26 protein-coding genes and 1 tRNA gene are annotated in these 26,845 nt (G+C 59.9%); 22 read left to right on the top strand and 5 right to left on the bottom strand.

Annotated features, from left to right (window positions below; translation table 11 throughout):
* Positions 1–29: 29 nt before the first annotated feature.
* On the bottom strand, positions 30–1,019 hold the full coding sequence (gene cobS, locus AAFX04_01220) for a cobaltochelatase subunit CobS (GenBank protein ID MEO1044041.1): 990 nt from the start codon (positions 1,017–1,019) through the stop codon (positions 30–32).
* Between the two features lie 176 nt (positions 1,020–1,195).
* Between cobS and AAFX04_01225 the strand changes: the two genes are divergently transcribed.
* From AAFX04_01225 to AAFX04_01235, 3 genes are read left to right on the top strand one after another with little or no spacing between them, the layout of a single operon-like run.
* Entirely contained in the window at positions 1,196–1,567 is a 372-nt protein-coding gene (locus AAFX04_01225; protein MEO1044042.1) for a DUF1428 domain-containing protein, read from the top strand.
* Positions 1,568–1,605: 38 nt separating this feature from the next.
* Positions 1,606–2,391: a VOC family protein gene (locus tag AAFX04_01230; GenBank protein ID MEO1044043.1), complete on the top strand. Its 786-nt coding sequence runs from the start codon at positions 1,606–1,608 to the stop codon at positions 2,389–2,391.
* 3 nt (positions 2,392–2,394) lie between these two features.
* A complete protein-coding gene (locus AAFX04_01235; GenBank protein ID MEO1044044.1) occupies positions 2,395–2,874 on the top strand; it encodes a VOC family protein in 480 nt (159 codons plus the stop codon).
* 228 nt (positions 2,875–3,102) lie between these two features.
* On the opposite strand, the gene AAFX04_01240 is transcribed toward AAFX04_01235, so the two are convergent.
* Positions 3,103–3,714, bottom strand: a complete 612-nt coding sequence (locus AAFX04_01240) for a J domain-containing protein (protein ID MEO1044045.1) — start codon at positions 3,712–3,714, stop codon at positions 3,103–3,105.
* 94 nt (positions 3,715–3,808) lie between these two features.
* Here AAFX04_01240 and AAFX04_01245 point away from each other — a divergent pair, with 94 nt between their 5' ends.
* Genes AAFX04_01245 through AAFX04_01255 form a run of 3 tightly spaced genes read left to right on the top strand, consistent with a single transcriptional unit; the run spans position 3,809 to position 5,361 of the window.
* A complete protein-coding gene (locus AAFX04_01245; GenBank protein MEO1044046.1) occupies positions 3,809–4,087 on the top strand; it encodes a BolA family protein in 279 nt (92 codons plus the stop codon).
* Positions 4,088–4,096: 9 nt separating this feature from the next.
* Positions 4,097–4,471, top strand: a complete 375-nt coding sequence (locus tag AAFX04_01250; GenBank protein MEO1044047.1) for a cupin domain-containing protein — start codon at positions 4,097–4,099, stop codon at positions 4,469–4,471.
* The gene (locus AAFX04_01255; protein MEO1044048.1) at positions 4,468–5,361 is read left to right on the top strand and encodes a pirin family protein; all 894 of its coding nucleotides are present in this window, start codon (positions 4,468–4,470) and stop codon (positions 5,359–5,361) included. Before AAFX04_01250 ends, AAFX04_01255 begins: the two co-directional genes overlap by 4 nt.
* Before the next feature lie 109 nt (positions 5,362–5,470).
* On the opposite strand, the gene AAFX04_01260 is transcribed toward AAFX04_01255, so the two are convergent.
* Positions 5,471–6,718, bottom strand: coding sequence for a serine hydrolase domain-containing protein (locus AAFX04_01260; protein ID MEO1044049.1), 1,248 nt, complete (start codon positions 6,716–6,718; stop codon positions 5,471–5,473).
* A gap of 139 nt (positions 6,719–6,857) precedes the next feature.
* Here AAFX04_01260 and AAFX04_01265 point away from each other — a divergent pair, with 139 nt between their 5' ends.
* Together AAFX04_01265 and AAFX04_01270 are read left to right on the top strand one after the other, a co-directional pair.
* Entirely contained in the window at positions 6,858–7,787 is a 930-nt protein-coding gene (locus AAFX04_01265; GenBank protein ID MEO1044050.1) for an alpha/beta hydrolase, read from the top strand.
* Between the two features lie 34 nt (positions 7,788–7,821).
* Positions 7,822–8,043: an amphi-Trp domain-containing protein gene (locus tag AAFX04_01270; GenBank protein MEO1044051.1), complete on the top strand. Its 222-nt coding sequence runs from the start codon at positions 7,822–7,824 to the stop codon at positions 8,041–8,043.
* Positions 8,044–8,151: 108 nt separating this feature from the next.
* Here the strand turns inward: AAFX04_01270 and AAFX04_01275 are convergent, their stop codons facing one another.
* Positions 8,152–9,231 carry a DUF2332 domain-containing protein gene (locus AAFX04_01275; GenBank protein MEO1044052.1) on the bottom strand — a complete coding sequence of 360 codons (1,080 nt, stop codon included), beginning with the start codon at positions 9,229–9,231 and terminating at the stop codon, positions 8,152–8,154.
* Positions 9,232–9,276: 45 nt separating this feature from the next.
* On the opposite strand from AAFX04_01275, the gene hisG reads away from it, so the two are divergent.
* The 7 genes from hisG to AAFX04_01310 all read left to right on the top strand — a co-directional run bounded on the left by hisG (position 9,277) and on the right by AAFX04_01310 (position 17,186).
* Positions 9,277–9,945, top strand: a complete 669-nt coding sequence (hisG, locus tag AAFX04_01280; GenBank protein MEO1044053.1) for an ATP phosphoribosyltransferase — start codon at positions 9,277–9,279, stop codon at positions 9,943–9,945.
* Entirely contained in the window at positions 9,942–11,234 is a 1,293-nt protein-coding gene (gene hisD / locus AAFX04_01285) for a histidinol dehydrogenase (protein ID MEO1044054.1), read from the top strand. Before hisG ends, hisD begins: the two co-directional genes overlap by 4 nt.
* Positions 11,231–11,683, top strand: coding sequence for a transcription antitermination factor NusB (nusB, locus tag AAFX04_01290; GenBank protein MEO1044055.1), 453 nt, complete (start codon positions 11,231–11,233; stop codon positions 11,681–11,683). Before hisD ends, nusB begins: the two co-directional genes overlap by 4 nt.
* A 4-nt stretch (positions 11,684–11,687) precedes the next feature.
* Positions 11,688–12,617, top strand: coding sequence for a thiamine-phosphate kinase (gene thiL / locus AAFX04_01295; GenBank protein MEO1044056.1), 930 nt, complete (start codon positions 11,688–11,690; stop codon positions 12,615–12,617).
* A 134-nt stretch (positions 12,618–12,751) separates the two neighbouring features.
* Positions 12,752–14,851, top strand: a complete 2,100-nt coding sequence (locus AAFX04_01300; protein ID MEO1044057.1) for a sodium-translocating pyrophosphatase — start codon at positions 12,752–12,754, stop codon at positions 14,849–14,851.
* A gap of 188 nt (positions 14,852–15,039) precedes the next feature.
* Positions 15,040–16,290 carry a GNAT family N-acetyltransferase gene (locus AAFX04_01305; protein ID MEO1044058.1) on the top strand — a complete coding sequence of 417 codons (1,251 nt, stop codon included), beginning with the start codon at positions 15,040–15,042 and terminating at the stop codon, positions 16,288–16,290.
* A complete protein-coding gene (locus AAFX04_01310; protein ID MEO1044059.1) occupies positions 16,287–17,186 on the top strand; it encodes a cupin-like domain-containing protein in 900 nt (299 codons plus the stop codon). The genes AAFX04_01305 and AAFX04_01310 overlap by 4 nt, the downstream gene beginning before the upstream one ends.
* A 13-nt stretch (positions 17,187–17,199) precedes the next feature.
* Here the strand turns inward: AAFX04_01310 and AAFX04_01315 are convergent, their stop codons facing one another.
* On the bottom strand, positions 17,200–19,839 hold the full coding sequence (locus tag AAFX04_01315; GenBank protein ID MEO1044060.1) for a TonB-dependent receptor: 2,640 nt from the start codon (positions 19,837–19,839) through the stop codon (positions 17,200–17,202).
* Positions 19,840–20,030: 191 nt separating this feature from the next.
* On the opposite strand from AAFX04_01315, the gene infA reads away from it, so the two are divergent.
* The 7 genes from infA to AAFX04_01350 all read left to right on the top strand — a co-directional run bounded on the left by infA (position 20,031) and on the right by AAFX04_01350 (position 26,788).
* Entirely contained in the window at positions 20,031–20,249 is a 219-nt protein-coding gene (gene infA, locus AAFX04_01320) for a translation initiation factor IF-1 (protein ID MEO1044061.1), read from the top strand.
* Positions 20,250–20,265: 16 nt separating this feature from the next.
* Complete coding sequence (locus AAFX04_01325; GenBank protein MEO1044062.1) at positions 20,266–20,919, top strand: Maf family protein; 654 nt, start codon at positions 20,266–20,268, stop codon at positions 20,917–20,919.
* The gene (locus AAFX04_01330) at positions 20,919–21,956 is read left to right on the top strand and encodes a ribonuclease E/G (GenBank protein MEO1044063.1); all 1,038 of its coding nucleotides are present in this window, start codon (positions 20,919–20,921) and stop codon (positions 21,954–21,956) included. Before AAFX04_01325 ends, AAFX04_01330 begins: the two co-directional genes overlap by 1 nt.
* Before the next feature lie 9 nt (positions 21,957–21,965).
* Positions 21,966–22,169: a DNA gyrase inhibitor YacG gene (gene yacG / locus AAFX04_01335; protein MEO1044064.1), complete on the top strand. Its 204-nt coding sequence runs from the start codon at positions 21,966–21,968 to the stop codon at positions 22,167–22,169.
* Between the two features lie 155 nt (positions 22,170–22,324).
* A tRNA-Phe gene (locus AAFX04_01340) sits at positions 22,325–22,400 on the top strand.
* A 164-nt stretch (positions 22,401–22,564) separates the two neighbouring features.
* The gene (locus AAFX04_01345; protein MEO1044065.1) at positions 22,565–23,482 is read left to right on the top strand and encodes a LysR family transcriptional regulator; all 918 of its coding nucleotides are present in this window, start codon (positions 22,565–22,567) and stop codon (positions 23,480–23,482) included.
* A gap of 213 nt (positions 23,483–23,695) precedes the next feature.
* A complete protein-coding gene (locus tag AAFX04_01350; protein ID MEO1044066.1) occupies positions 23,696–26,788 on the top strand; it encodes a TonB-dependent receptor in 3,093 nt (1,030 codons plus the stop codon).
* Positions 26,789–26,845: the final 57 nt, after the last annotated feature.

Below are 26,845 nucleotides of genomic sequence, written 5' to 3' on the forward strand. Positions count from 1 at the left end.
TGTCGCGTCTGCTTTCGGATGAACGGGGCTTACCTTCCGACAACGCTCTCCGGCAGGTCCTCACCGAACACGCGCTGATAATATTCGGCAACCAGCATCCGCTCGGCCTCATCGCATTTGTTGAGGAAGGAGAGGCGGAAGGCGAAGCCGACATCGTGGAAGATCGCGGCGTTCTGGGCCCAGCTGATCACGGTGCGCGGGCTCATCACGGTGGAGATATCGCCGTTGATAAAGCCCTGTCGCGATAGATCGGCGACCTTGACCATCTTGTCGACGACGCTCGGGTCGGTCTCGCCGACCTTGGAGAGGATAACCTTCGCCTCGGTCTCGGCAGGGAGATAGTTGAGGGTGCAGACAATGTTCCAGCGGTCCATCTGGCCCTGGTTGATCTGGTGCGTGCCGTGATACAGGCCGCTGGTATCGCCAAGACCCACGGTATTGGCGGTGGCGAACAGGCGGAAGAACGGATTGGGGCGGATCACCCGGTTCTGGTCGAGCAGGGTCAGCTTGCCCTCGGTCTCCAATACGCGTTGGATCACGAACATCACATCGGGGCGACCGGCATCATATTCATCGAACACCAGAGCAGTTGGCGTCTGTAGCGCCCAAGGCAGCAATCCTTCGCGAAATTCGGTGACCTGCTTGCCGTCTTTGAGCACGATGGCATCGCGGCCGACCAGATCGATGCGGCTGATATGCGCGTCAAGATTGATCCGGATACACGGCCAGTTGAGCCGCGCCGCCACCTGCTCGATATGTGTCGACTTGCCAGTGCCGTGATAGCCCTGGATCATCACCCGGCGGTTATGGGCAAAGCCGGCCAGGATGGCGAGGGTGGTGTCATGATCGAAGACATAGGCCGGGTCGAGATCGGGCACACGCGGATCGGCCTCGGAAAAGGCCGGGATTTCCATATCGCTATCGAGACCGAAGACATCGCGTGCCGACACCATCTTGTCGGGTGCCGCCATCAGCGTGTCGCCAGTGCCTGCGGGAATCTCATTGGGGATATCGGTCATGCCGTGCCTGCCTGTTATGGTGTTTCGCACTGCACATAGTCATGCCCCGCGGGGTAGTGCAAGGGCTGGCTTGCCAATAGCCGCATGGTTATGACGCATCATCGTTTGCCTGACATGATGGCGACCAAAATATGCTATAGGATGCCGTAGCGATAACAGGGAGAGGGAGTGAAGCGATGAGCTATTTTGACGGATTTGTCATGGCGGTGCCGACGGCCAACAAGCAGGCCTTTATCGATCATGCCGCGGCGATCGACCCGATTTTCGTAGAGATGGGGGCGTTGCGTGTCGTCGAAAGCTGGCAGGACGATGTGCCCGAGGGCAAGACCACCGACTTTTTCAGTGCGGTGAAGGCCGAAAAGGACGAGGCCGTGGTCTTCTCCTTTATCGAATGGCCGGACAAGGCAACGCGCGATGCCGGGATGGCAAAAATGCAGGACATGGCCAAGGACGACCCGCGCTTTGATATGGAGAAAAACCCCATGCCGTTCGATGGCGGGCGGATGATCATGGGCGGGTTTGACAGGGTTTTTGCACTCGAACAATAAGGGCACCGGCCGGAAGGCTGAAAATATGGAGGAAGACAATGGCAAATAATGTCCATGGTGAATTTACCTGGTATGAGCTGGTGACCAGCGATCTGGCCGCGGCTGAGGATTTTTATGGCAAGGTCGTCGGCTGGAATTTTGCCGATAGTGGCATGACTGACCGCGACTATCATTTCTTTACCGCCGGCGATGCGGGCATTGGCGGAATGATGGCATTGACCGACGAAATGAAAAGCGGCGGCGCATCGCCCTTCTGGATGGGCTATGTCGAGGTTGATGATGTCGATGCCGGCGCCGAAGCGATCGGCAAGGCGGGCGGCACGGTGCATATGCAGCCATGGGATATCCCCAATGTCGGCCGGATGTCGCTGGTGACCGACCCATCGGGGGCGATGTTTTATATCATGAAGGGTGCGCAGCCGAGCGACAGCCCGGCCTATTCCAAATATGAGCCGAAAGTCGGCCATTGCGCCTGGAACGAGCTGATGTGCGATGACCCGGAAGCCACGAAGAGCTTTTACAGCGAGCAACTCGGCTGGGCCGCAGGCGAGAGCATGGATATGGGGCCGATGGGCACATATCACATGATGCAACATGGTGATTATAGCATCGCCGGCATGATGCAAAAGCCCGCTGAAGCGCCGATGGCGATGTGGAACTATTATTTCCGCGTTGCCGATATCGACAAGGCTGTGGAGACGGTGAAGGCCGAGGGCGGCCAGGTGATGATGGGCCCGATGGAGATTCCCGGTGGCGATTTCTCGGTCAATGCCGTGGACCCGCAAGGCGCGCCCTTCGCGCTGGTGGGGGCGCGGAACGGCTAAACCATGAGCGAACCGACTGGCAAGGCGACAGTGTTTCTGGGCTTTAATGGAGATGCGGAAGACGCCGTGCGCCATTATGCCCGGACCTTTCCGATGTGCGAGATTGGCGAGGTCCAGCGTGGCCCGTCGGCTGATGGCGAGGGTCAGGTGTTTATCATCAGCTTCACCATGGCGGGTATTCCATGTGTAGCGCTCAATGTCGGGCCGCATTTTGAGCATAGTGAGGCATTCTCTTTCCAGATTACCACTGACACCCAGGAAGAAACCGATCATTATTGGGATGCTCTTACCGGCAATGGCGGTGAGGAAAGCCGATGCGGCTGGTGCAAGGACCGATGGGGCGTTAGCTGGCAGATTACGCCCCGGAAGCTGACAGAAGGCATGGCCGACCCGGATCGCGAGGCGGCAGGCCGGGTGATGCAGGCGATGATGGCGATGAACAAAATCGACATCGCCGCGATTGAATCGGCGCGGCGGGGGTGATTGTAAGAAGTTGATAATCGCGCAAAGGCACAAAGAAATGGCATCAAGATGCTAGCTCTTAAAAACCTTTGCGCCTTTGCGTGAAATTAGGGTCTCCCCCCCTTCAGCGGAGGGATTAAGGGAGGGGACTATCCGCTTGCGCAGCGCTTATGGAACGTCCCCTCTCCCTTCGCCGCTTCGCGGCTCTTCCCTTCCCCTTCAGGGGAGAGGGCTATTATACAAACACCGCTATACAAACACTGCCGATTTGCGTAACCGCTGATAGGCCTCGACCACGGCCTGTAGCTGCTTTTCATAGGCGCGGTTGCCGCCATTGCGGTCGGGATGGTATTTGCGCACCAGCTCTGAATAACGCCGCCTGATCGCCGAACGGTCAGCATCGGTGGTCAGGCCGAGCGTGGCCAGCGCCTTCTCTTCGCTGCGGTTGAAGGGGTGCACGCCGTTCAGCCCGGCGGCATCCTTTGCCGTCTGTGAGCGTGATTGCAGATTCTCCCGGAATCGCGCGCCAATGGCATCGAGCGGGTCGTGAAAATCGGCCCAGCGCGGGGCATCGACCGGGGTACTGGAAAAGGCGCGGGTTTCGCTGTCCCAGCCATTAGCCGGGCGTTGCGCCTCGTAAATCTCGTCCATGCTCATGCCGGCGAAATAGTTATAGCCCTGGTTGAAGGCACGGATATGCTCGAGGCAGAACCAGCGCCATTCGCCGGGGCCATCATAGCGCGAGGCGCCAGCGCGCAGGTCATCGGGCGGCGCGCGGAACTCGCCGGGCTTGTTGCAGCCGGGCCAGTCGCAGCAACGGCCCGAGGCTTCATGGCGGCCATGAAAGCGGTCAGCGCGCATGCTGGCAGAGGGTCAGGACTATGGGCATGGATGCTATAATATAGGCACTGCTTTTGGCTTGTCGACGCTGTGGCTAGAGCCTAGTTTGACGATCATGCAAAAAATATCCGTCCAGCAGGAAATCGAACAGCTTTTGACCGACGCCTTTTCGCCGGAAAAGCTGGAAGTCATCAATGACAGCGCCAGCCATCGTGGCCATATGGGTGATGATGGCAGCGGCGAATCGCACTTCACCGTGGTGATCGAGAGCGCGTCTTTCGAGGGCAAGTCGCGGCTCGAACGCCAGCGCATGGTCAACAAGGCGCTGGGCGATCTGCCGGGGCAGCGCGTGCATGCGCTGGCAATCAAGGCCAGCGCACCAGGCGGAGCCTGAGCCTTGGCCATCGACAAGCTCCGCCTTGATGCCGCCTTCGCCACTATCGACGGCTATTGGCAGCCGAAAATTGCCGCTGATGTCAATGATGCGCAGGTCAAGCTGGCCAAGTTTCAGGGTGCGTTTGACTGGCATCATCATGAGACGGAAGACGAGCTTTTTCTGGTGATTGCCGGCGAGATGCGCATGGGCCTGCGCGATGGTGAGAGTGAGCGTTTCGTCGATCTGGAGCCGGGTGAGCTGATTCTGGTGCCGCATGGTGTACCACATCGCCCCGAGGCGCTGAGCGAGGAATGCCATGTGCTGCTGGTCGAGCCGAACAGCACGCTGAACACCGGCAATGTCACCAATGACCGTACGGTCATCGATCTGGAGCGGTTATGACACCGATCACCGAGACGGTTCTGCCGGTGACGCATGATCTCGGCGCGTTCGAGGTGCGGCGGATATTGCCGTCGCGCAAACGCGCCATGGTCGGGCCGTTTATCTTTGTCGATCAGTTCGGCCCGGCGCAATTGCCGGTCGGCAATGATCTGGGCGTGCGACCGCACCCGCATATCGGTCTGGCGACCGTCACGTATCTGTTTGAGGGCGCGATCGAGCATCGCGACAGCCTGGGCAGTCATCAAACGATCCGCCCCGGCGAGGTCAATCTGATGACTGCGGGCAAGGGCATTGTCCATTCCGAGCGTTCCCCCCGAACCGAGATGGACAAGGGTGCCCGCCTGTTCGGGATGCAGACCTGGTTGGCGCTGCCCGATGGTAAGGAAGAGATTGACCCGGCTTTCGAGAATATCGGCAGCGATGCCCTGCCGCTGATCGAGGATGCCGGGGCCAGCGCACGCGTGATCATGGGGGATCTTTGGGGCCAGTCTGCCCCGACGACATGCTATAGCCCGACCATCTATGCTGATATCCTGCTCGGCGTGGGCGGCGCGATCCCGATTGACAGCGAAGCCGATGAGCGCGCGTTGCTACTGGTCGAGGGCGATGCCGCTATCGGTGGTCTGCCGATGGAGATGTTCACGCTCTATATCCTGGCACCCGGCGAGAAACCGAAGCTGGAGAGCATCAGCGGCGGTCGTGCCATGCTGCTCGGCGGCGCGCCAATTGGCAGCAGCCGCCATATCTGGTGGAACTTCGTATCCTCATCGAATGAACGCATCAAACAGGCGCAGCAGGACTGGAATGCCGGGCGCTTCCCCAAAGTGCCGGGGGATGAGAAAGAGTTCATCCCCATCCCCGATGTGCCATTAACGCGGGGGCGGGGCTAGCGCCCGCCTAACCGCACCCTTGCCCGTTCGTCTCGAGCGAAGTCGAGAGACAGGAGATTGCCACGGCGTCTCGACTTCGCTTGACGCGGACGGGGTTGAAGGAATCTCGCTATTCCGTTTTAGATGTGCCCAAATCCGGTTCCCGATAGCCATCGGGAAATGTAATCGGCCAGTCAAAGGCCTCATCGGCTGAGATGCGCAGTTCATAAGCCAATCGGCGTCCGGCCTCGCCATTGGTCAGTACGATAAAACCATTGCCTTGTGTCGGCTGCCCTTCGATCCAGCTCTGATAATGGTCATTGGCGCCGCCATGATGGAATACAAGCATATCGCCCTCGCCATTGAGCCGCGGACCAAGGCCATGCCAGCTTAAGGGCACGCGCGTCAGCATATCGGCTCTGAGTTCAGCGGAGAGGAAGTCCTCATCCTGCATCAGCGCGAGGACAAAGCGTGCCATATCGCCTGCGCTTGTCCATAGGCCGGATGCGGCTATTTCGGGAAAAGATTCATAGCCTCGCGGCAGGGCCTTGGGCTTGCCTTGCCTGTCATGCGCCCTGGCGATATTGCCATGGCTTTCGGGCAGCGGGCTGGCAAAGGTGCTGCGTGTCATCCCCAACGGCTCGAACACATATTTACGCGCCGCTTCGGCATAGGGCATGCCGGTCACATCTTCGACCACGACCTGGCTGACGGTGATACCGCCGCCGGAATATTTCATTTTGCTGCCCGGTGTGAACAGCACGCGCACCGGCTCATGTTTGGCAGGCTTTTCTCCGTTTAATGTCTGGAGCGCAGTGGGCAGCGCTTTGCCCGGTTTGAAATCGGGGAAACCATGCTGACTGAACCCCGATGTGTGCGCCAGCAGCATGCGCAATGTGATCTTATGGCCGCTGCTATATTCATTCTCCGGCACTTTCCACGATGTCAGATAGGTGTTTAGGTCGGTGTCCAGATCGACCTTTCCTTCCTGCACTAGGCGCAGGATCAGCGCCGCATTGATGACCTTGCTGACAGAGCCCGCGGAAAATACGGTGTTTGCATCGACTGGCTCGCCCGAAGTGGCGGATTGTACACCATAGCCTTTGGCGAGGATGATCTTGCCATTATCGATGATTGCAACGCCCATGCCGGGGACACCATAATTCTCCATGCGCTGCTCTATGGTCCAGCGTTCGGCATCGGGATTGTCGCGTTCGCGCAGATTTTTGAGCTGCGTTTCAAGACGCGCAATCCGCGCCCCGTCGCTATCGGCAATTGTGGCTTCGGGCTGGACCTGGGCGTTATGTGCCAGTGCGGCAGGCGCACATGCGCTGATCAGGGAAAGAGTGATGATGGCTTTGGGGAAGTTTTTGAGCATGGATTATCTTTCGTTTACATCTGTAGTTGATGGGTGTGTAGTGTGCATAATACAGCAATGTCAATGCTGATTTGCTGCTTGCCGTCTGTGGTCTGATCTTGGGCTTGCAAAAGGCAGGGCGAATGCGGATGATCAGGCTATGACCGATCAGATTCCCCCCTTCGACCTTACCCGTATATCCCTCTCGACAGGCGTTGAACTGGACGTCGCCCTGGCCGGAGCTGAGGATGCGCCACCATTGATTCTGCTCCACGGCTTTCCCGAATCGCACCGCACCTGGCGGCATCAGATTGCGCATTTCGCCAGGACGCATCGCGTCATCGCGCCTGATCAGCGCGGCTATGCCGGTTCATCCAAGCCCGAGGGCGTCAGCGAATATACAGTGCAGAAGCTGGTCGGCGATGTGGTGGCGCTGGCCGATGCGCTGGGTGTGGATCAATTCGCACTGGCCGGGCATGATTGGGGTGGTGCGGGCGCTTGGGCTACGGCGCTGACCCATCCGCATCGGGTCGAGAAGCTGATCATCGCCAATGCGCCGCATCCCTATACCTATCAGAAGGCGATTTATACCGATCCGGACCAGCGCGCGGCGACGCAATATATTACCGCCTTTCGCGGACCTGACTTTGAGGCCTATGTCGAGCGCAAGGGCTGGGATGCCTATTATAAGGAGAATTTCGCCGACCATGTGCAGACCCCGATTCCGGAGGAAGAACGGCAAATCTATCTGCAGCAATGGCAGATGCCCGGTGCCTTTACCGCGATGATCAACTGGTATCGTGCCAGCGCGATTACCATTCCGCCGGTCGATTATCATGGACCGCCGCCACCTGCGGTGCAGGCATTTCTCGACAAGCCCTTTCCGGTGCTGAAAATGCCGGTGCTGCTGATCTGGGCGATGGACGACCATGCGCTGCGGCCATCATTGCTCGACGGCATCCATTCGCTGATTGCCAAGCTGATGCTGGTAAAGCTACCCGGCGGGCATTTTGTCACCTGGGAGAATCATGAGGCGGTGACCGATGCTATGGACGAGTTCCTGAATGGGGATGTCACGCCGGTGACATAGAGCGATGCCAATTCTCCGGTAAAGGAGAATGGCCATGTCCGATGATCGCGATATCGAAAAAAGCTATCTGAAAAAAGAGCATATCGCCAAGCTGCAGCGGCTGGTCGAGAGCCTGAAAGCGGGCAAGGCCTATACCATTCAGGTCGATGGCGAGCGGCTTTATGTCCCGTCCCATGCGCAACTGTCGATTGAGCATGAGCGCAATGGTGATGTGGAAGAACTGGAATTTCAGCTGCGCTGGACGCGTAGCAGCTAGAATCTAGAAGATTCCCCGTTCGCCCTGAGCTTGTCGAAGGGCCGTATTTGCCTTGAAAAGAAGAGCAGGGCTTCGACAGGCTCAGCCCGAACGGATTTATGCCACAATCTAGTCACTCCATTCCACCCATTTGCCATGGGCATGGGCGGTGCCGAGCGTGGTCCAGTCTGTACCGCCGGGCCAATAGCGCACCCTCAGTTCGTGTCGTAACGTGTCGCGGTTCGATTCGACCATGATCCAGGCCAGCGGCGTATCGCTCGTAGCCTGCGCGCCAGCGCTTTCCATCGCTTCGGTAATGTGCTGCCGGGTCGCATCGGGCAGATAGACCCAGACGATCGAGTGCATCAGCACCCGTGTCGTACCCGGCGCTTGCGGCCCTGTCAGCAGGGTGTCGACAAAGTCTGCGGCGTCGGCGCGGATCAGTTCTGGTGGTTCGGCACGTGCCATCGCAATCGCCGTTTCCATGCGGTGGAAACGGTCGGGATGCTCGGGCCAGATATAAGCCTTTAAGCGCCCTGCCGCCGTCTCATCGGTGAGGTCGATCGGATTGATATCCGCGCCTTGCAGCGAGACGATTTCTATATCCTGCCGCGGTGGTGGCGAGCCGCGCCATTTGGGGCGAAGCTCTATAGCGGCATCCTCCGGCCCGACCGCAACACCGCCAAGATCGAAATGAAACCGGTCCATCATGAGATTGATCCCGGCGCTCGAACCCAGCTCGTTCAGCGCGAAGCGCGGCGGCAGGGCCTGCTGTGCCAGCCACAGCATCGCGGCAGCGAAGTTGCTCGAACGACCCGCTTCATTGGTCTGGGGCGGGGTATCGAGCCAGGGCAGCAGAAACGCTTCATGCCGGGCCAGCGCTGCGCCGATCAGCTTTTCCGCATTGGCGAGCGCTGTGGCTTCACCCGCATAAAGTGGAGCAAGATCAGGCTCCTCACCCGCCAGATGCAGTGCATGAAAGCCCCCGGCGCAGCGCAGCGGCAGGCCATCACCCAGCGGATGTCCGGCCCAGCCAAGTACGCGACGGCCAAAGGCGGTAGCTGCTGCCTGTTCGTCCTGATGCAGCAGCGCCGACAGTGCCTCGCATACCCGAGCAGTGATCGGCGCGCCATTGGCGGTGCAATAGGCAAGCTGGTTGGCAAAGGCCTCGGCGACGCTGGGAAATCTCTTATCCGTTTCATCGGCCATGTCGTTATTGCCCTTTCTCCATGCAGTGCTTACATGGCCGCACCTATGACACAGCCGCTGATCTTTGCCATCCCCAAGGGCCGCATCCTCGACGATGCGCTGCCGCTGCTGCGCCAGACGGGGGTCGAACCGAAGCCTAATTTCTTCGACAAGGCGGACCGTTCACTGCGTTTCGGCTCCAGCCGCGAGGATATGGACATTATACGGGTGCGGGCCTTTGATGTCGCGACATTCGTTGCCCATGGTGCGGCGCATATCGGCATTGTCGGGTCCGATGTCATTGACGAGTTCGACTATGCCGATCTCTACGCCCCGGTGGATCTCGATTTTGGCCATTGCCGCCTGTCGGTCGCCGAACCGAAGGATCGCGCGGTCACCGATACGCTGAGCCATGTCAGCCATGTCCGGGTGGCAACCAAATATCCTAATCTCACCAGCCGCTATTTCGCTTCGCTGGGGATACAGGCCGAATGCGTCAAGCTGAACGGAGCGATGGAGCTGGCGCCGTCGCTGGGCTTGGCGCGGCATATTGTCGATCTGGTCGAATCCGGTCGAACGCTGAAGCAAAATGGCCTGGAAGAAACCGCCGAGATCATGTCGGTCTCGGCAAGGCTGATCGTTAACCGCACCGCGCTCAAGACTCGCCATGCCACGCTGGCGCCGTTGATCGAGCGTTTCCGTGATCTGGCCAATGCCGGGAAGGCGGTAGCATGACCTTGCGTCTCGACACCGCACAGACCGATTTCGCGGCGCAGTTTGATCGGCTGGTCAATGCCCGGCGCGACAGTGATAGTGATGTCCGTCGCGATGTCGCCACGATTATCGATGCGGTGCGCAGCCGGGGTGATGCAGCGCTGGAAGACTATACCGCGCGCTTCGATGACCATAGCCTGAGCGGCCATGGCTGGCAGATCGATGCCGAAGCGTGCAACAGCGCCTTTGACGGCCTTGATACCGGACTGCGCGAAGCGCTGGAACTCGCCGCAAGCCGCATCCGGTCCTATCACCAGGCGCAGCTCCCCGAGGATCGCGATTATACCGATGATGCCGGGGTCCGGCTCGGCGCGCGCTGGAGCGCAGTCGATGCCGCTGGCCTGTATGTGCCCGGTGGTCGCGCCGCCTATCCATCGTCATTGCTTATGAACGCCATTCCGGCGAAGGTCGCCGGGGTCGAGCGGCTGGTGGTGGTGACGCCGACACCCAAAAGCGAGGTCAATCCTCTGGTATTGGCAGCGGCACATCTGGCCGGGGTCGATGAAATCTGGCGCATTGGCGGGGCGCAGGCGATTGCGGCTTTGGCCTATGGTACGGATAAAATTGTGCCGGTCGATGTCATAACCGGCCCCGGCAATGCCTGGGTCGCCGAGGCCAAGCGCCAGCTTTATGGTGTGGTCGGCATTGACATGGTCGCCGGGCCGTCGGAGATTGTGGTGATTGCCGATGGCGACAATGATCCGGAATGGATTGCCGCCGACCTGCTGAGCCAGGCAGAGCATGACCCGACCAGCCAGTCGATCCTGTTCACCGATGATGTCTGTTTCGCCGATCATGTCGATGATTGCATTCAGGTGCAGATTGAGGCGTTGAGCACCCGCAAAGTGGCGCGCGAAAGCTGGGATGCCAATGGCGCTATCATCACTGTCGCTTCACTCGACGAGGCGGTGCCGCTGGTCAACCGGCTGGCGGCCGAGCATCTCGAGCTGGCAGTAGCCGAGCCCGATACGCTATTTACCCGGGTGCGCCATGCCGGATCGGTGTTTCTCGGCCGTCATACGCCCGAGGCGATTGGCGATTATGTTGCCGGCCCCAATCATGTGCTGCCGACGGGACGCCGTGCGCGCTTTTCTTCGGGGCTTTCGGTGCTGGATTTCATGAAACGCACCAGCTTTATAGGTCTGGATGAGGCCAGCCTTGGCAAGCTGGGGCCCGCAACCGCTGCGCTGGCCCATGCCGAGGGTCTGCCCGCCCATGCGCTGAGTGTTGAAAAAAGGCTTGTCAAATGACCACCGCTCCCCGTTCCCAATCCCGTTCTGCCGCGCGGCTCGCTGCGGTCCAGGCCCTGTATCAGCGGCAGATGGAAATGACACCCTTGCCGCGCTTGCTGAAAGAGTTTCACGATCATCGCCTCGGCGCGGAGATTGAGGATGCGCAATATGCTGATGCCGAGCGCGCGTTTTTCGATGATCTGCTGCTGGGTGTCGAAGAAAAGATTGACGAGATTGATGGTCTCATCCTCGAACGGCTCGCCGATGGCTGGACGCCAGAGCGGCTCGACAAGACCATGCTGCAAATCTTGCGCGCCGGGACGTTTGAGCTGATCGCTATGCCGGACATTCCTACAGGTACGGTGATCAACGAATATCTCGATGTCGCGCATGCCTTTTTTGATGCGCGTGAGGCGAAGTTCGTCAATGGCTTGCTCGACTCGGTTGCGAAGGCGAAGCGCGGTTAAACCCATGGCAAGCGGCGAGGCGGAGTTTATCGAGCAACTGCGCCGCATCGCCACTGACCCTGCAGCACGTGAATTGCACGATGATACTGCGGTGCTGCCGCTTGGCGATGAAACGCTCGTCATCACCCATGATATGATGGTCGAAGGCGTGCACTGGCTGGCCGGTACCGATTCGGCGGATATTGCGTGGAAGCTGGTGGCGGTGAACCTCTCCGATCTCGCGGCCAAGGGGGCGATGCCGCTGGGGGTTGTTCTCGGCTTTGTGCTGGCGGGCAATAATGACTGGGATGCGCGCTTTGCTGAAGGGCTGGAGGCGGTACTCGGCGAATATGGCGTGCCGCTGCTCGGCGGCGATACGGTTTCGGTGCCAGCGGGCAAGGCGGCACGGACGTTGGGGCTGACCGCCTTTGGTCGCGCCACCAGCGACCCGGTGCCCGCACGTAGCGGCGCGAAAGCAGGCGACCGGCTCTACGTTACCGGCACGCTCGGCGATGCCCGCGCCGGCTACAGGCTGGCTGAAACGGGAAAAACCGGCGACCCGGCGCTTCTGGCTGCATTTCACCGCCCGATACCGCTGCTCGAAGCCGGGCAGGCTCTGGCCGGACAGGTGGATGCGATGATGGATATATCCGATGGCCTGTTGCTCGATGCCAGCCGTATGGCGGCGGCCAGCGGGCTGTCCGTCACCATTGATCTTGAGATCCTGCCGCTATCTCCCGCCTGTGTCGCACAGCATGGTGATGATGCGGAGGCGCGCATTGCTGCGGCGAGCTGGGGGGATGACTATCAGCTGCTGTTCGCGCTACCACCTGATATTGCGCCTGTGGTCACGTCCCATTGTGTCGGGCATTTCGCCACAGGCAAAGGCCTTAGCTTACGCTACGGCGGCAAGGCCTTGGCACTGCCCGACAGGCTGGGTTACCAGCATCGCTGAAAATGCGGCTGCAGCCGCCTTGTGCAGAGCGCTGCTATTGGGGTTGCCTAACCCGGCAAACCCGCCCTATACCGCGCATAACCCCGCCTCCAGTGCGGGGCGTTTAGTATCTACAGGGAAGGGGAAAGCAGGGCATGACCATTGTCTTGATCGCAATTATTTGCGGTGTGCTTGCCGTGGTTTACGGCATCGTCACCAGCCGGCAGGTGCTCGCAGCATCTGCGGGCAATGCCAAAATGCAGGAAATCGCAGGCGCAGTGCAGGAGGGGGCCCAAGCCTATCTCGGCCGGCAATATCGCACCATCGCCATTGTCGGCGTCGTGGTCGCCATCATCGTCGGCGTGACGCTGGGGCCAATCTCGGCGGTCGGTTTTCTGATTGGCGCCGTGCTGTCGGGTGTTGCCGGTTATATCGGCATGAACATCTCGGTCCGCGCCAATGTCCGCACCGCACAGGCCGCCAGTGAAAGCCTGCAATCGGGCCTCACCGTGGCGTTTCGCGCCGGTGCCGTGACCGGCATGCTGGTCGCCGGTCTGGCGCTGCTGGCTATTGCCGTGTTCTTCTATGTGCTGGTTGGCGTTTTGGGCGATGAACCCAATAGCCGCGAGGTCATCGACGCGCTGGTGGCGCTGGCCTTTGGCGCTTCGCTGATCTCCATCTTTGCCCGTCTCGGCGGCGGTATCTTCACCAAGGCTGCCGATGTCGGTGCCGACCTCGTCGGCAAGGTCGAAGCCGGTATCCCCGAGGATGATCCGCGCAACCCGGCGACCATCGCCGACAATGTGGGTGACAATGTTGGCGACTGTGCCGGCATGGCTGCCGACCTGTTTGAGACCTATGTTGTCACCGTCGGCGCCACCATGGTGCTGATCGCGCTGCTGGTGTCCGATATTGGCAGTGAAATGCTGCTCAACCTGATGGCGCTGCCGCTGATTGTCGGCGGTGTGTGCATCATTACCTCGATCATCGGCACCTATATGGTGCGCCTTGGCGGCTCGCAAAACATCATGGGTGCGCTCTACAAGGGCTTTATCACCACGGCGGTGTTGTCGATCCCGGCAATCTACTATGTCACCTGGCGTTCGCTCGGCGATATGAGTGCGGAATTTACTGCCGGTGGTATCACCTTCAATGGTATGGACCTGTTCCTGTCGATGATCGTCGGGCTGGCGGTAACCGGTCTGATCATCTGGATCACCGAATATTATACCGGCACCAATTACCGCCCGGTGCGCTCGATCGCCAAATCGTCCGAAACTGGCCATGGCACCAATGTCATTCAGGGCCTGGCGATCTCTTTGGAGGCGACAGCGCTGCCCACGGTGGTAATCGTGATCGGTATCATTATAGCCTATCAGCTGGCGGGTCTGATCGGCCTGGCCTTTGCTGCAACCTCGATGTTGGCGCTCGCCGGCATGGTGGTCGCGCTCGATGCCTATGGCCCGGTTACTGACAATGCCGGCGGTATCGCCGAAATGTCCGAGCTGGACGAGAGTGTCCGTGACAAGACCGACGCGCTCGACGCGGTGGGCAACACCACCAAGGCGGTGACCAAAGGCTATGCCATCGGCTCGGCCGGTCTCGCGGCGCTGGTGCTGTTCTCGGCCTATACGGCTGACCTTGGCGAGTTCTTCCCGAACCTCGATGTCAGCTTCAGCCTTGAAAATCCCTATGTGATTGTCGGCCTGCTGCTGGGGGCATTGCTGCCCTATCTCTTCGGCGCCATGGGCATGACCGCTGTCGGCCGTGCTGCCGGTGACGTGGTCAAGGATGTCCGGGCGCAATTTGCGGCGGATAAGGGCATTATGGACGGCACATCACGCCCCGATTATGCCCGCACCGTCGACCTCGTCACCAAGGCGGCGATCAAGGAAATGATCGTGCCATCGCTACTGCCGGTGCTGGCGCCGATTGTGGTCTATTTCGTGATCACCATGGTCGCAGGCCAGGCCAATGGCTTTGCCGCTCTGGGCGCGTTGCTGCTCGGCGTGATTGTCGGCGGCCTGTTTGTCGCGCTGTCAATGACGGCAGGCGGCGGCGCCTGGGACAACGCCAAGAAATATATCGAAGACGGCAATCATGGCGGCAAGGGTTCCGAAGCCCATAAGGCCGCGGTCACCGGCGACACTGTGGGCGATCCGTATAAGGATACGGCTGGCCCGGCGGTCAACCCGATGATCAAGATCACCAATATCGTTGCGCTGCTGCTACTGGCGGCATTGGCGGCGGGCTGATGATCTGACGGCCTGAACGCACGCCCATCACCATGACCCGGATCGGCATAATGCCGGTCCGGGTTTTTTGTGCCACATTGCATCATCCTGCATCCGTAGTGCGCCGGGGGCTTAATTTTCCTGTCAATCTGGATTAACCTGATTTTTGCTTCGCGTTGCTAAGGCGCGCAGCAGGGGGAAATTCGGTTATGGCTGATATTAGCCAGTATAATCCGGGCCTCGATACGCATTCCTGGGTGGGACCGGGGGCGGTTGGGTCCCGCAAGGGCAATGCCGCACCGCTGCAGCAGCGGATGACGGATCGTACGCGCCTGTCTGCCGCCTGGCTCGAACATAGTGCGCTCGACGACGAGATTCTGGCTGCGTGGCAACGCTTCGACAATGCCGCCGGTGCCGACAATATCTTTTATCAGAGCTGGTTCTTGCTGCCATCGCTCGAGCAATTTGACCGCGACGGCAAGGTGCGGCTGTTCACCCTGTGGGACGGGCCTGTCGGCAATGGCGAGCTGATCGGCCTGATGCCGATGCTGCTCCAGCGCCACTATGGCCGCTGGCCGATGCGCTATATCAGCAACTGGCAGCATCCCAATCTTTTCATGGCCAACCCCAATATCCGCGCCGGGCATGAAGTGGCCTTTTGGGAGATATTGCTCGCCGAGCTGGATAGCAGCCCCGATTCAGGCCATTTCCTGCATCTTTATGGCATTGCTACTGACCGGATGTGCCATTCGGTGTTGCGGAATCAGGCATTGCTGCAGAAACGCCATGTCGCCATCGTCACCGATGAACGGCGTGCGATCATGGAAACCACGCGCGAGACAGAGGATTATTATACCCGCACCCTGCGCGGAAAGAAGCGCAAGGAACTGCGTCGCCTGAAAAACCGTCTCAGCGATATGGGAGAAGTGACGCTGGTGCAGGGCTGTGATGACATCGGTATCGACCGGTGGATTGCCGATTTCCTCAAGCTGGAATCGGCGGGCTGGAAAGGCGGCCAGGGTTCGGCGCTCGATGACCATGCCAATACCCGCGAATTTTTTGGTGATATTGTCCGCGCCGCGCATCAGCGGGGACAGGTCGAACTGACGACTCTGCAATTTGAGCGCACACCGATCGCCATGCTGGTCAGCTTTGTCGCCGGTGGTCAGGGCTATGCCTTCAAGACCTGCTTCGATGAATCCTTCGCCCGCTTTTCCCCAGGGGTCCTGTTGCAGGTGGAAAATCTCGATATGCTGCACCGGCTAAAACTCGACACGCTCGACAGTTGCGCCGCCGAGGGGCATCCGATGATCGACAGCTTATGGGGTGAGCGGCGTCATGTACAGCGGCTGTCGCTGTCGCTGCACGGCTGGCGCGGACGGATGTTCCTCAAGGCGCATGACCTGGCCGAGCAAGCCATGGATGCCATTCGCCATCGCATTGCGTGGAGACGGGGATGACGGTTGCAACACCCGGACTGGCTCAGGGCTCGGCTGGCGCAGAGTATGACGGCGCGCTGTTCGATGCCGCCTCGCTGACGCGCTTCGCCGCGTGTTATCCCGAACAGGCGCACAGCCTTCACCACAGCCTTGCGGCACATCCGCTGCTCGAGCGCGAGGCGTTGGCCGAACTGGCGATGCGGCTGCCCGAAGCGGCAATCGAATATAATCGCGGCGACCTGCCGGTGGCCTCTGCCGAGGCCGGAAGCGACATCGCTAACGGGCTGAGCATCGCCGATACCATTCGCAATATCGACAATGCCAATAGCTGGGCAGTGCTGAAGAATATCGAGCAGAATCCGGCCTATCGCGAATTGCTGCTGGGGCTGCTCGAGACCATCCGGTCGCATATCGAAGCCTGCACCGGGGAAATGCTGACGCCGCAGGGCTTTGTGTTTCTGTCCTCACCCGAAGCGGTGACGCCCTATCATTTCGACCCGGAGCACAATATCCTGCTGCAATTGCAGGGCAGCAAGACCATGACCCAGTTTCCGCCTGGCGATACGCGCTTTGCCCGCCCCGAGCATCATGAGAAATACCATCATGGCGACACCCGCAACCTCCCCTGGTCAGATCACCTGATGGCGCATGGTACCGATTATGTGCTGTCGCCTGGCGATGCGGTCTATGTGCCGGTAATGGCGCCGCATTTTGTGCGCAACGGGCCAGAAGCATCGCTGTCGCTATCGATCACCTGGCGTTCGGCATGGAGCTATGAAGAGGCCGAGGCGCATGGTTTCAACAGCGTGTTGCGCCGCATCGGTTTTACCCCGGTACCGCCGCGCCGTTATCCCGGTCGTAACCGGGCCAAGGCGCTGGGATGGAAGCTGCTGCGGCGTACCCCCTGGTTCGGCTAGGGTTGTTGCAGCGTCAGAAACGCTTGCGGATATCGAGCTCGATAAAGCGCCCGACCGGATCGACAAAGCCGGGTTGAAAGCGCAGCGGCACATTGCCTTGCGCATCGCGTACATTTTGTTGCGCGTCGAACAGGTTGTTGACCCTGAGTGACAGGCGCACGCCCTTGAGTATGGGGAATTTCTCGGTCAGCTTGGTGCGATTGTCGAAATTGACGAAGAAGCGCATGTTGACCGTGGCGATGGGGTTGAATTCAAGGCTCGAATCATCGCTGCCGCCGACGCCATCGACGCGGGTGCCGCCCTCGAAATTGCCTGTGATCCGTGCGCCCAGACCATTATAGAACCAGCCGCCTTCCAGCTCTACACTATGCCGCGGGACGCCGCCGGCGCCACTAATCGAGGACCCGTTGAGCAGGTCGAATTCCTCGATGCCCGGTGCTACCAGTACGGTTTCGGTGAAACGGATACGGTGAAATACCGAGATATTCCAGCGACCGAAACGTGGCCGGCGAAATGGTGGTCCGCCGCCGCGACGGCCTCTGGGCGGTTCCCCTGCCTGTGCTGGTCTGCCGCCCGGTGGTCCGGCTCTTGGCCTGCTTCCTGCTGAAGGAGCGCCCGCACCTGAAGGAACTCCGCCCGGCTGCGCCCCCGGTGGACGCCCGGGCGGTCCACCGCGGCCCCGGCCGCCGCGCTGGCCGATCCGCTTCGAGAAGTTGACGCCATAGCGCAGGCTGTCGCTGCTGATCTGGGCGAAATTGACCGGACGCTGGTCGAGCTGCACCAGCGTCCCGGCTGCATCGCGCACAACCCGGTCGGGAAAGGCGGCCTCGACCTCGGGAGTCAGCGTCGGGAAGGCGGCGGTGGTGTCAAAGCTGCGGTTGCGGAAGAACTCGGCGATGACTCTGAGGCCATCAATGCCTTCCGGCCGCCAGGTCAGGCCGATTTTGACATCGCGCTGCTCTTCCCGCAGCAGGTCGGCATTGCCGCCAGTGACGCTTTGCGCCAGCACCGTCTGGTTATTGGTAAAGTCGAAGATCGGCACATTGGGGGTGATAATCACCGGGTCGCCCAGTTCGTTCACCGTGGGTGCGGTTTCCGAGCCGATAAACGATGCCTGCAGCGTCCATCCCGGCAGCGGCTCCCAGTTGAAGCCAAAGCCATAGCGTGTCAGCGTGCCGAAATCGCTGAGCTCGCTCAGGCCGAAATTGCCGTTGATCGACAGCCGGCCAATGGCGCCGTTAATGCCGTCGCGCTCGGCCAGCGGCACCTCCAGATTAACCAGCGCCGCGCCGATAGTGCGCCCCAGATTGCTGCTGGCAAAGCCGAGTACGGTGCTGTCGCTGGCGGTGAGCGACAGGTCGGTAAATTCGCCATCGACCGTCATCTGCACATCGCCGGTACCCAGTGTCAGTGGACGCAGCGATGCCGTGCCCTTGACGCTGAAGGTCTCGACCGCGCTGCGCGCGACATCCTGTTCCGGCGGCGGCAGGCCGGCACCAAGTACCGGGGTGAAGGCGTCGAGCGTGCCATCGGTGATCGCCTGCTGCAAGCCGGTGACATCGGCCAGCCGGTCGATACGCGTCGTCGTCTCCACCCGGTCATAATTGCCGGTCAGTGACCAGATCACGCCCGAATTGCGGCCGTTCAGGCTGGTCGCCAGCTGGATGGTCTCGACATCGCGCAATTGCAGCAATGTGCGCGGATCGTTGAGCAGCCGCAGCAGTGAGATATCATTGCCGCTGGGGTTGAACACATTGTCGGCGCCGACCGCAAAGACGGGTGCATTGAGACCATTCTGCCCGACGGTATCATCGGTACCATAGGTCGCATTCAGCGTCAGGCTGGTGCCCGGCGAAAGCTCGAAACCGGCTGTGGCATTGGCCTCGATGCGCTCACGGCTTGGCAACAGGGTGCGAAAAGCGGCGGCATCGTCGGGATCGCTGTCGACCGTGGTCAGCGTCGGATCGATTTCCGGCTGGATGATGGCGCGTTCGGACTCGCGCAATGCGGTCGCACCCTGATATTCGACATCGAGCACCAGACGGTTGCCGCCATTGATATTGGTCAGCGTCGCGCCGATTTCGCCCTGACCGCGACCGCCCTGCGTCGCGATGCCATATTCGCTGTCCATGGCGATACTGGAATAATTGTCGACCAGGATGAAATTGATCACCCGCTGGTCGGGGCGGAAGCCGTAGGAGACGGCCAGCTCTTCAGGGAAAATCTGTACCCGCTTGATTGCTTCGGGCGGGAAGTCGCGCAGTTCGCGAAAACCGGAAATGCGCCGCCCGTTGAGCAGCACCGCCGGGCGTCCCGTACCGCGTCCACGCCCGGAATTGGTCTGCGGCGCGATATTGGCGACCAGCTCCTCGAGCGAGGCGGCACCATAGCTGGCAATATCGTCGGTATCGAGCTCTTCGATAGGCGGAATATCGGTAATCACCGCGCCCCGTGGCTGGCTGGCAGTAACGACGACATCGACGTCAAGCTCTTCCGGGGTCTCTTCGGACAATGGCGCCTGGGGGGCAGTGGCCGCATTGTCTGCAGGCTCGGCTTGTTCCAGCTGGTCTTCGGGCTGGGGTGTCGGTGCCGATTGCGCATGCGCGGCACCGACTGTCAGGCTGGTGACAACCGTCAGCATCGCCGCGCTCATGCGCAGAGTGTGATCAATAACCCGCATCTTGCCCTCTTGATCGCCACCAGCCTGCCGCACAAGCAGGGGATTGTATCAATATGTCGAAGACATAGGGCGCTTTGCGAATGGACCTAATCTATATGCTTTTCTTTTAGACGAGATGCCGCTAGAGACCCACGAAATTCATTTTGAAACTGATATCGGACTCAATGGCAAAAGAAGAACTTCTTGAAATGCGCGGCACGGTGGTCGAACTGCTGCCCAATGCCATGTTTCGCGTGAAACTGGAAAATGACCATGAAATTCTGGGCCATACTGCGGGCAAGATGCGCAAGAACCGCATTCGCGTGCTGGTCGGCGACGAGGTGCTGGTCGAACTGACACCCTATGACCTGACCAAGGGTCGCATTACCTACCGCTTCAAATAAGTGCGGGGCCGGGTCTATGACCGGAGCCGCAGCCGCAGCCGCTAACAGCAAGGCCGCATCGCAGGCAATCCATCGCTATCTGGTGTTGGGTTCCGCCAGCCCGCGTCGTCGCGAATTGCTGGCGCGCATCGGCGTCACACCGCACGCGATCATTCCTGCCGATATCGATGAAACCCCGCATTGCGACGAATTGCCGACGCAGTATGTCGCCCGCATGGCGCGTGAGAAAGCCGCAGCGGTCAGGCTGCCCGCAGACAGCGACAGTGCAACGCACTATTGGACATTGGCAGGCGATACCGTGGTCGCTGCCGGGCGACGGATTCTACCGAAGACTGAGGATGAGGCGGCTGCGCGCCAGTGCCTCGAATTGCTGTCGGGGCGTCGGCACAGGGTGCTTTCGGCCATCGCTGTCCGCGCCCCGGATGGCCGTACACTGAACCGCACCAGCACCACCATAGTGCGGTTCAAACGTCTGACAAGCGGAGAGATTGATGGTTATATCGCCAGTGGCGAATGGTGCGGCAAGGCAGGTGGCTATGCGATACAGGGCTATGCCGAGGCCTTTGTCGTGCATTTGTCGGGCAGTCATAGCGGTGTTGTCGGTCTGCCGCTGCTGGAAACACGCAATCTGCTGATCTCGTCCGGCTATCTTTCTGCAGGACCTGCCTGATGGCCATGACCGACAACGATGCTGCCGGGCGCCGTTGGCTGGTCGAGCACGGCATAGGTGAGACTCGCGCTGCGCTGGTGGAAAATGGCCATATTGTCGCGGCGCATATCTGGCGCGACAGCCTGCAACCCCATGCCGGACAGACTGTCGAGGCGATGCTGGAGACCGCTACGCCGCCCCAGGCAAGACTCGCCAATGGTGCACTGGTGGTGCTGTCCCGTACCGCTACCGGGGTCAGCGAGGGTGCGGCGATACGGGTGACGGTGCAGCGCGGTCCGATTGTCGAGCGCAGTGGATTGCATCAGCGGATCAAGCCGGCACGCGGCCATTTGGCGACAGCGGATAGCGCGCTGACCGGGGATGAAGCTGCTGCATGGTTCGAGACCGGCGATGACCCGGTGGAGAGAGTCATCGCTGTGCCGCCGCCGGCGGCCGATGCTTTGGCTATTGTCGGCTGGGACGATCTCATTTCCGAGGCCGCAAGCGGCATGGTTGCTTTTCCCGGCGGCACGCTGCTGATCACCCCAACCCCGGCCATGATGGTAATTGATGTCGATGGTACCACTGCTCCCGCCGAATTGGCGCGCCAGGCGGCGGTTGCCGCTGCCGGTGCGATACATCGTTTCGATATTGGCGGCGTGATCGCCATCGATTTCCCGACGCTGCAACGGCGCGAAGAGCGCCAACAGGTGGCACAGGCTTTTGACGCTGCCATGACCGGACCGTTTGAGCGCACAGCAGTTAACGGTTTCGGGTTGATGCAGGTGGTGCGTCGTCGTTGTGGCGCATCGCTGACCGAGCTGTGTCAGCTACGCCCGGTGGAAAGCGCGATACTGGCGTTGCTGCGCTGTGCTGAACGCTGGCACCAGCCTGGTGATATCGCGCTGGTGGTGGATGCGGCGGGTGCGACACTGCTCTCCGCCATGCCGCAATGGATCGATGCACTGGTGCGGCGCAGTGGGCGGGCAGTCGGGATACACCAGCACGCCACGGACCAGCATGGCTATCGGCTTGAGCCGCTGGGCGTCGGCGGCTAACAGGTGGTGATGACCTTTCCCGCTTCCGAGAAGACCCGGCGCTGTCCCTTGTGCCGCAAGACGACTGTCGCGGATTATGCGCCTTTCTGTTCGCGCGGCTGCCGTGATCGTGATCTGCTCGCCTGGTTCGGCGAGAATTACTGCCTTCCCGGCAGCGAGAACGACATCCCGTCGGGAGAGAATGGCGGCGAGGGTGGGGAGGACTATGGCTAGCCTGGGCACGACGGCCTGATCGGCTGCCCACAGCGATGCTTTTTGGGCTGGACAAGCCCGTATCGGGGTGCTTATAGGCGTCGCTCCAACCGCATGGGTGCCCCGGGCATTTCGCTCACAGGCATAGCACCATGCAATCCAAGCCATCCCCATGGGCCCGGGTAGCTCAGTTGGTAGAGCAAGCGACTGAAAATCGCTGTGTCGGCAGTTCGATTCTGTCCCCGGGCACCATTTCCCAATCCTCACAGCCATTTCCTCCGCTCCGCTTCGAAGCTGCTGCGGACGTGCGGTCGCGCTTGCGAACTGTCCGAGTTCGATACCCCTGAAGGTAGGGCACCATCATTGTCTGGTGCGAAAAATTTGCCAAAAAACCGGTTTCAGGTCAGACAGTGCCCATGCGTTTGCGGCAGATCGAGATATTCTACCATGTCTATAAGGCCGGTTCGGTCAGCGGTGCAGCGCGCGATCTCCATGTTTCGCAGCCATCAGTCAGCAAGGTTCTGAAACATGCGGAAGACCAGCTGGGTTTCGATCTCTTTGTCCGCGAGAAGGGCAGGCTGACGCCAACTCCTGCCGCTGATGAGCTGTTTGACGAAATAAAGGATATCTACCGCAAGATTTCTGCGTTCAACCGTACGGCAAAGAATATCCGTCATCGCAAAGGGCGCCATTTGCGGATTGGCGTGCTGCCCTCATTGGGGCTGGCGATCGCGCCCGAGGCGATCGCCCAGATGCGGGCGCTGGATTCGAGCCTCAGCTTCGAGTTGACGACATTGCATTCAGACCAGTTGCTGCAGGCGGTTCTCGAGAAACGGTGCGATCTGTGCCTTGGTTTTGAAGCGCCGAGAGATGAGCGATTGATCACCGAGCATCTTGTCGACGGGCATTTTCATATCGTCAGTCCCGAACCGATCTGTGATGCCGGTGCCGAGGTCGGTCTGGATATTCTCGATGGCAGGGATTTTGTGGGTATCAAGGGCAGTGGCCCCCTGGCGTCGATATTGCTCGATATTCTCGACCAAAATGGCATTCATCCCAATGAGGTCGTCACGGTTCACACCTACCATGCCGCATTGTCGCTGGTGCGCAAGGGCATCGGCATTGCCGTGATCGATGAATTTACAGCAAAATCGGCCTATGGATCTGATTTATATGGCTATCCGCTCAAAGGCGCGTCGTCTTTTCCGATTACCGCCTTTGCGCTGCGCAACCATCTGGACATCCAGAGCATTGACCGCACAATTGCGCAAATCCGGCATATTCTGATCGATGAAGCGAATGGCGGTCGGGATATGGCGAGCAAAAGGCCATAGCCAAAGGCTATATCCTCTATCCAACTTAATAACATAATCGGGATTGCTATAACTCCGCAAATCTCGCAACATTATTGCGTGTTGGCATCAATTATGGGACGATAGCTGACTGCCGGTGCCTGCTGGGGAGCATGAGTGCCTGGTAAAGTGGGAATTATGGGGGAATATATGAGGGTGAACCGTAAACTGGCTGCATTGCTATGCACTACAGCTATGGTGGCTATGGGCGGTGCGGCAAAGGCGCAGGAAGCTCCACAGACACAGGATACGCAGGCAGGCGCCAGCGTTACGCCTGACGACGGACCGCTGGCCGATGATGACATTGTTGTTGTTACCGGGTCGCAGATTCGTGGCGCGCAGGTCGATGACGTTCTGCCGGTTACGGTGGTTGATGAAAAGCTGATCGAGGATATTGATCCGGCTTCTGGCGACGAGATTTTCCGCGCCATTCCCCAGGCGGGTTCGGTGGAATTTAACGAACAGAGCACGGCGGGCGGCGTGAACGGTGCCAGGGGTGATATTGCCTCGATCAATCTGCGTGGCCTGGGCACCGGCAACACACTGACATTGATCAACGGGCGGCGAATGCTTCTGAATCCGGGGTTTCAGACCGAACTTTTCGTCCCGGTCGTATCAGCCGATGCCAACACCATCGCGCCTGCCAGTGTGCGCCGGGTCGAAGTGCTGCGTGACGGCGCATCAGCGGTCTATGGTGCCGATGCTGTTGCCGGCGTGGTCAACACCATATTGCGCAGCAACCGCGAGGGCGGCTTCCTCCAGGGCAATTACCGCGCCTCGGACGGCACCGGCCTGTTCAGCTATCAGCTCAATGGCGGACTGGGCTTTGACTTTGCCGAAGGCCGCGCCAATTTCACCGTTTATGGCGGTTATTTCTACGAGAATGGTGCGCTGGCGACCGAGCGCGACTTTTCCCGTTCGAGTGACCTCAGGCGCTTCGTCGAGGGGACGCCATTTGAGGGCGATACCCAGTTCGACAACCGCTCGATCAACTCGCCCTTTGGCGCTTTCGATATCCAGGGATCAAGCGCCACATCATCCAATACTACGGTGTTGCGCGATGATGACTTTCACATTCAGCCATGCGCTCTTTTTGGTCCATCGGGCCAGCCCGGCGATGGCCGCTTCATCGATCTGGGCGGCGGGCTATGCGCCGATAATGGCGGCACGATCGACCGGGATATCCGCTATGATATCGGCGCCGATCGCCAGCTTTTCAGTCAGAAACAGCGCATCAACGTCCAGACGCTGTTCAACTATGAGCTGAGCGACAGCACCGAGTTCTTCTTCGAAGGGTCCTATTATCGTTCGGAAGCCTCGCGCCAGCGTGAACAGAACACCATGCTTTCGGCTGTTCCCCTCGGCATCGAGGCCACCGCCTTCTGGAACCCGCTGGGACCGGAAACGCTGGCGGATGGTTCGCCCAATCCCAACCGTGTCACCAACGGGCTTGGCCCGGGCGTAGGACCGGAAGGCCGGGCGCTGCTGCTGGAGGATTATCGCTTTATCGATGCCGGACCGCGCCAGGGCACCATAACCAAGGATGAATTCCGCCTGGTTGCCGGCCTGCGCGGCCAGATTGGCGGATGGGACTATGATACCGCCCTGCTTTATGCCCAGGCCAACACCACCGACCTGACCCGGAACCGCATTTCGGGCACGCTGGTCCAGGATGCCATCAACCGCACCGATGCCACCGCCTATAATCCGTTCAATGGCGGCTGTTTCGGAAATGTCGGCGTTGCTTCAAATTCGGGTGATTGTACTCCCAATGACCAGGCCATCATCGATGCGATCACTGTCGATGTCTTCCGCAAGGGCGAGACGACATTGGCGCTGGCCGACTTCAAGGTTTCCCGTCCCGATGTTTTTGAACTGCCTGCCGGAGGTGTCGGCATAGCGGCGGGTGTGGAATTTCGCCGCGAGACATTTGAGGATGATCGTGACCCACGGCTCGATGGCACCATCACCTTCACCAACGCGGTCAATGGCGATACGTTCGGCAGCGACGTGGTCGGTTCCAGTCCGTCGCCCGATACCAGCGGCAATCGCGAGGTGTATTCGGCCTTTGCCGAAGCTCTGATACCCATCGTTTCCGACGATATGGACATTCCGCTCATCAATGAACTGGAACTGCAGATCGCGGCGCGCTTTGAAGACTTTTCCGATTCATCCAGCGCTTTTGTTCCGCGTGCGGCGGTGGCGTGGCGTCCGGTTCGTGACATCCTGCTGCGTGGTGCCTGGTCACAGGGCTTCCGTGCGCCGAACCTGATCCAGATCAACGATGCCGGCACGACGCGTTCCAACTCGGTGCGGCGCGCGGTGGAATGCGTTGCCGAGATCATTCAGGGCATCTCTGAAGATGTTCCGGATTGCGGCACCCAGGGCACCATCGACTTCCGCTCCGGCGCACGTGACCTGGAGCCGGAGGATACTGAAAGCCTCAACTTCGGCATTGTCCTGACACCCAGCTTCATTCCCGGTCTGACGATTACTGCCGATTACTGGCGGGTCGAACAGGAAGGGATTATCGGTATTTTCGGCAACCAGAATGCACTGCTTCTGGACCTTGTCGAGCGGCTTCAGGGCGGTTTCAACCCCAATGTCGTTCGCGCCGCACCGACGCAGGAAGAGCTGGATCTCTATGCCGGCACCGGGATCAACCCGGCCGGGGACATCATCCAGATCCTCAATCCCTACCGAAATCTCGACGGTCGCACCTCTGATGGTCTGGACTTTGGCCTTTTCTACGATTTCGACACCAGCCTTGGCGAATTTCAGCTACAGTTCAATGCGGCACGCCTGCTTGGTTTCGAGCAGCTTGCCGGGCCTGATGCAGAGCCGCTCTTCACCGAGCTGACCGGCTTGCTGCAGAATATCCCGGAGCTTTCGGTCGGCGATGTCGCGGCGCTGCAGCCGATCAACTTCGGCGAATTGCTCGAGATTGATGGCCGCCCTAAATGGCGCTTTACCGGTGCCATACGTTGGGAAAGCGGGCCGGTCCGGGTCAATGTCTTCGGTCGCTATGTCGGCAGCGTGCTTGATCCGAGCGCGCAGCAAAATGATACGGCCGAGCTTTTCCGGGTCGATGACTGGTTCACCATGAACTTCGGTATCAGCTATCGTATCGACAACGACACCGCATTGAGTGGAACACGCATCCGTTTCGGTATCAACAACATCTTCAACGAGGCACCGCCCATTGCCGATGAAAGCTTTGGTTTTTATGGCAGTCTGCACAATGCACGCGGGCGGCAATTCTCCTTTGATATCCGCAAGGCTTTCTGATCGGCAAAGCGCCGCTTTTGGTGCAATATCCTGTCGCCAAGACAGACTGGGAGATTG

The sequence above is a fragment of the Pseudomonadota bacterium genome, assembly GCA_039818985.1.
Taxonomy (GTDB): domain Bacteria; phylum Pseudomonadota; class Alphaproteobacteria; order Sphingomonadales; family Sphingomonadaceae; genus Alterisphingorhabdus.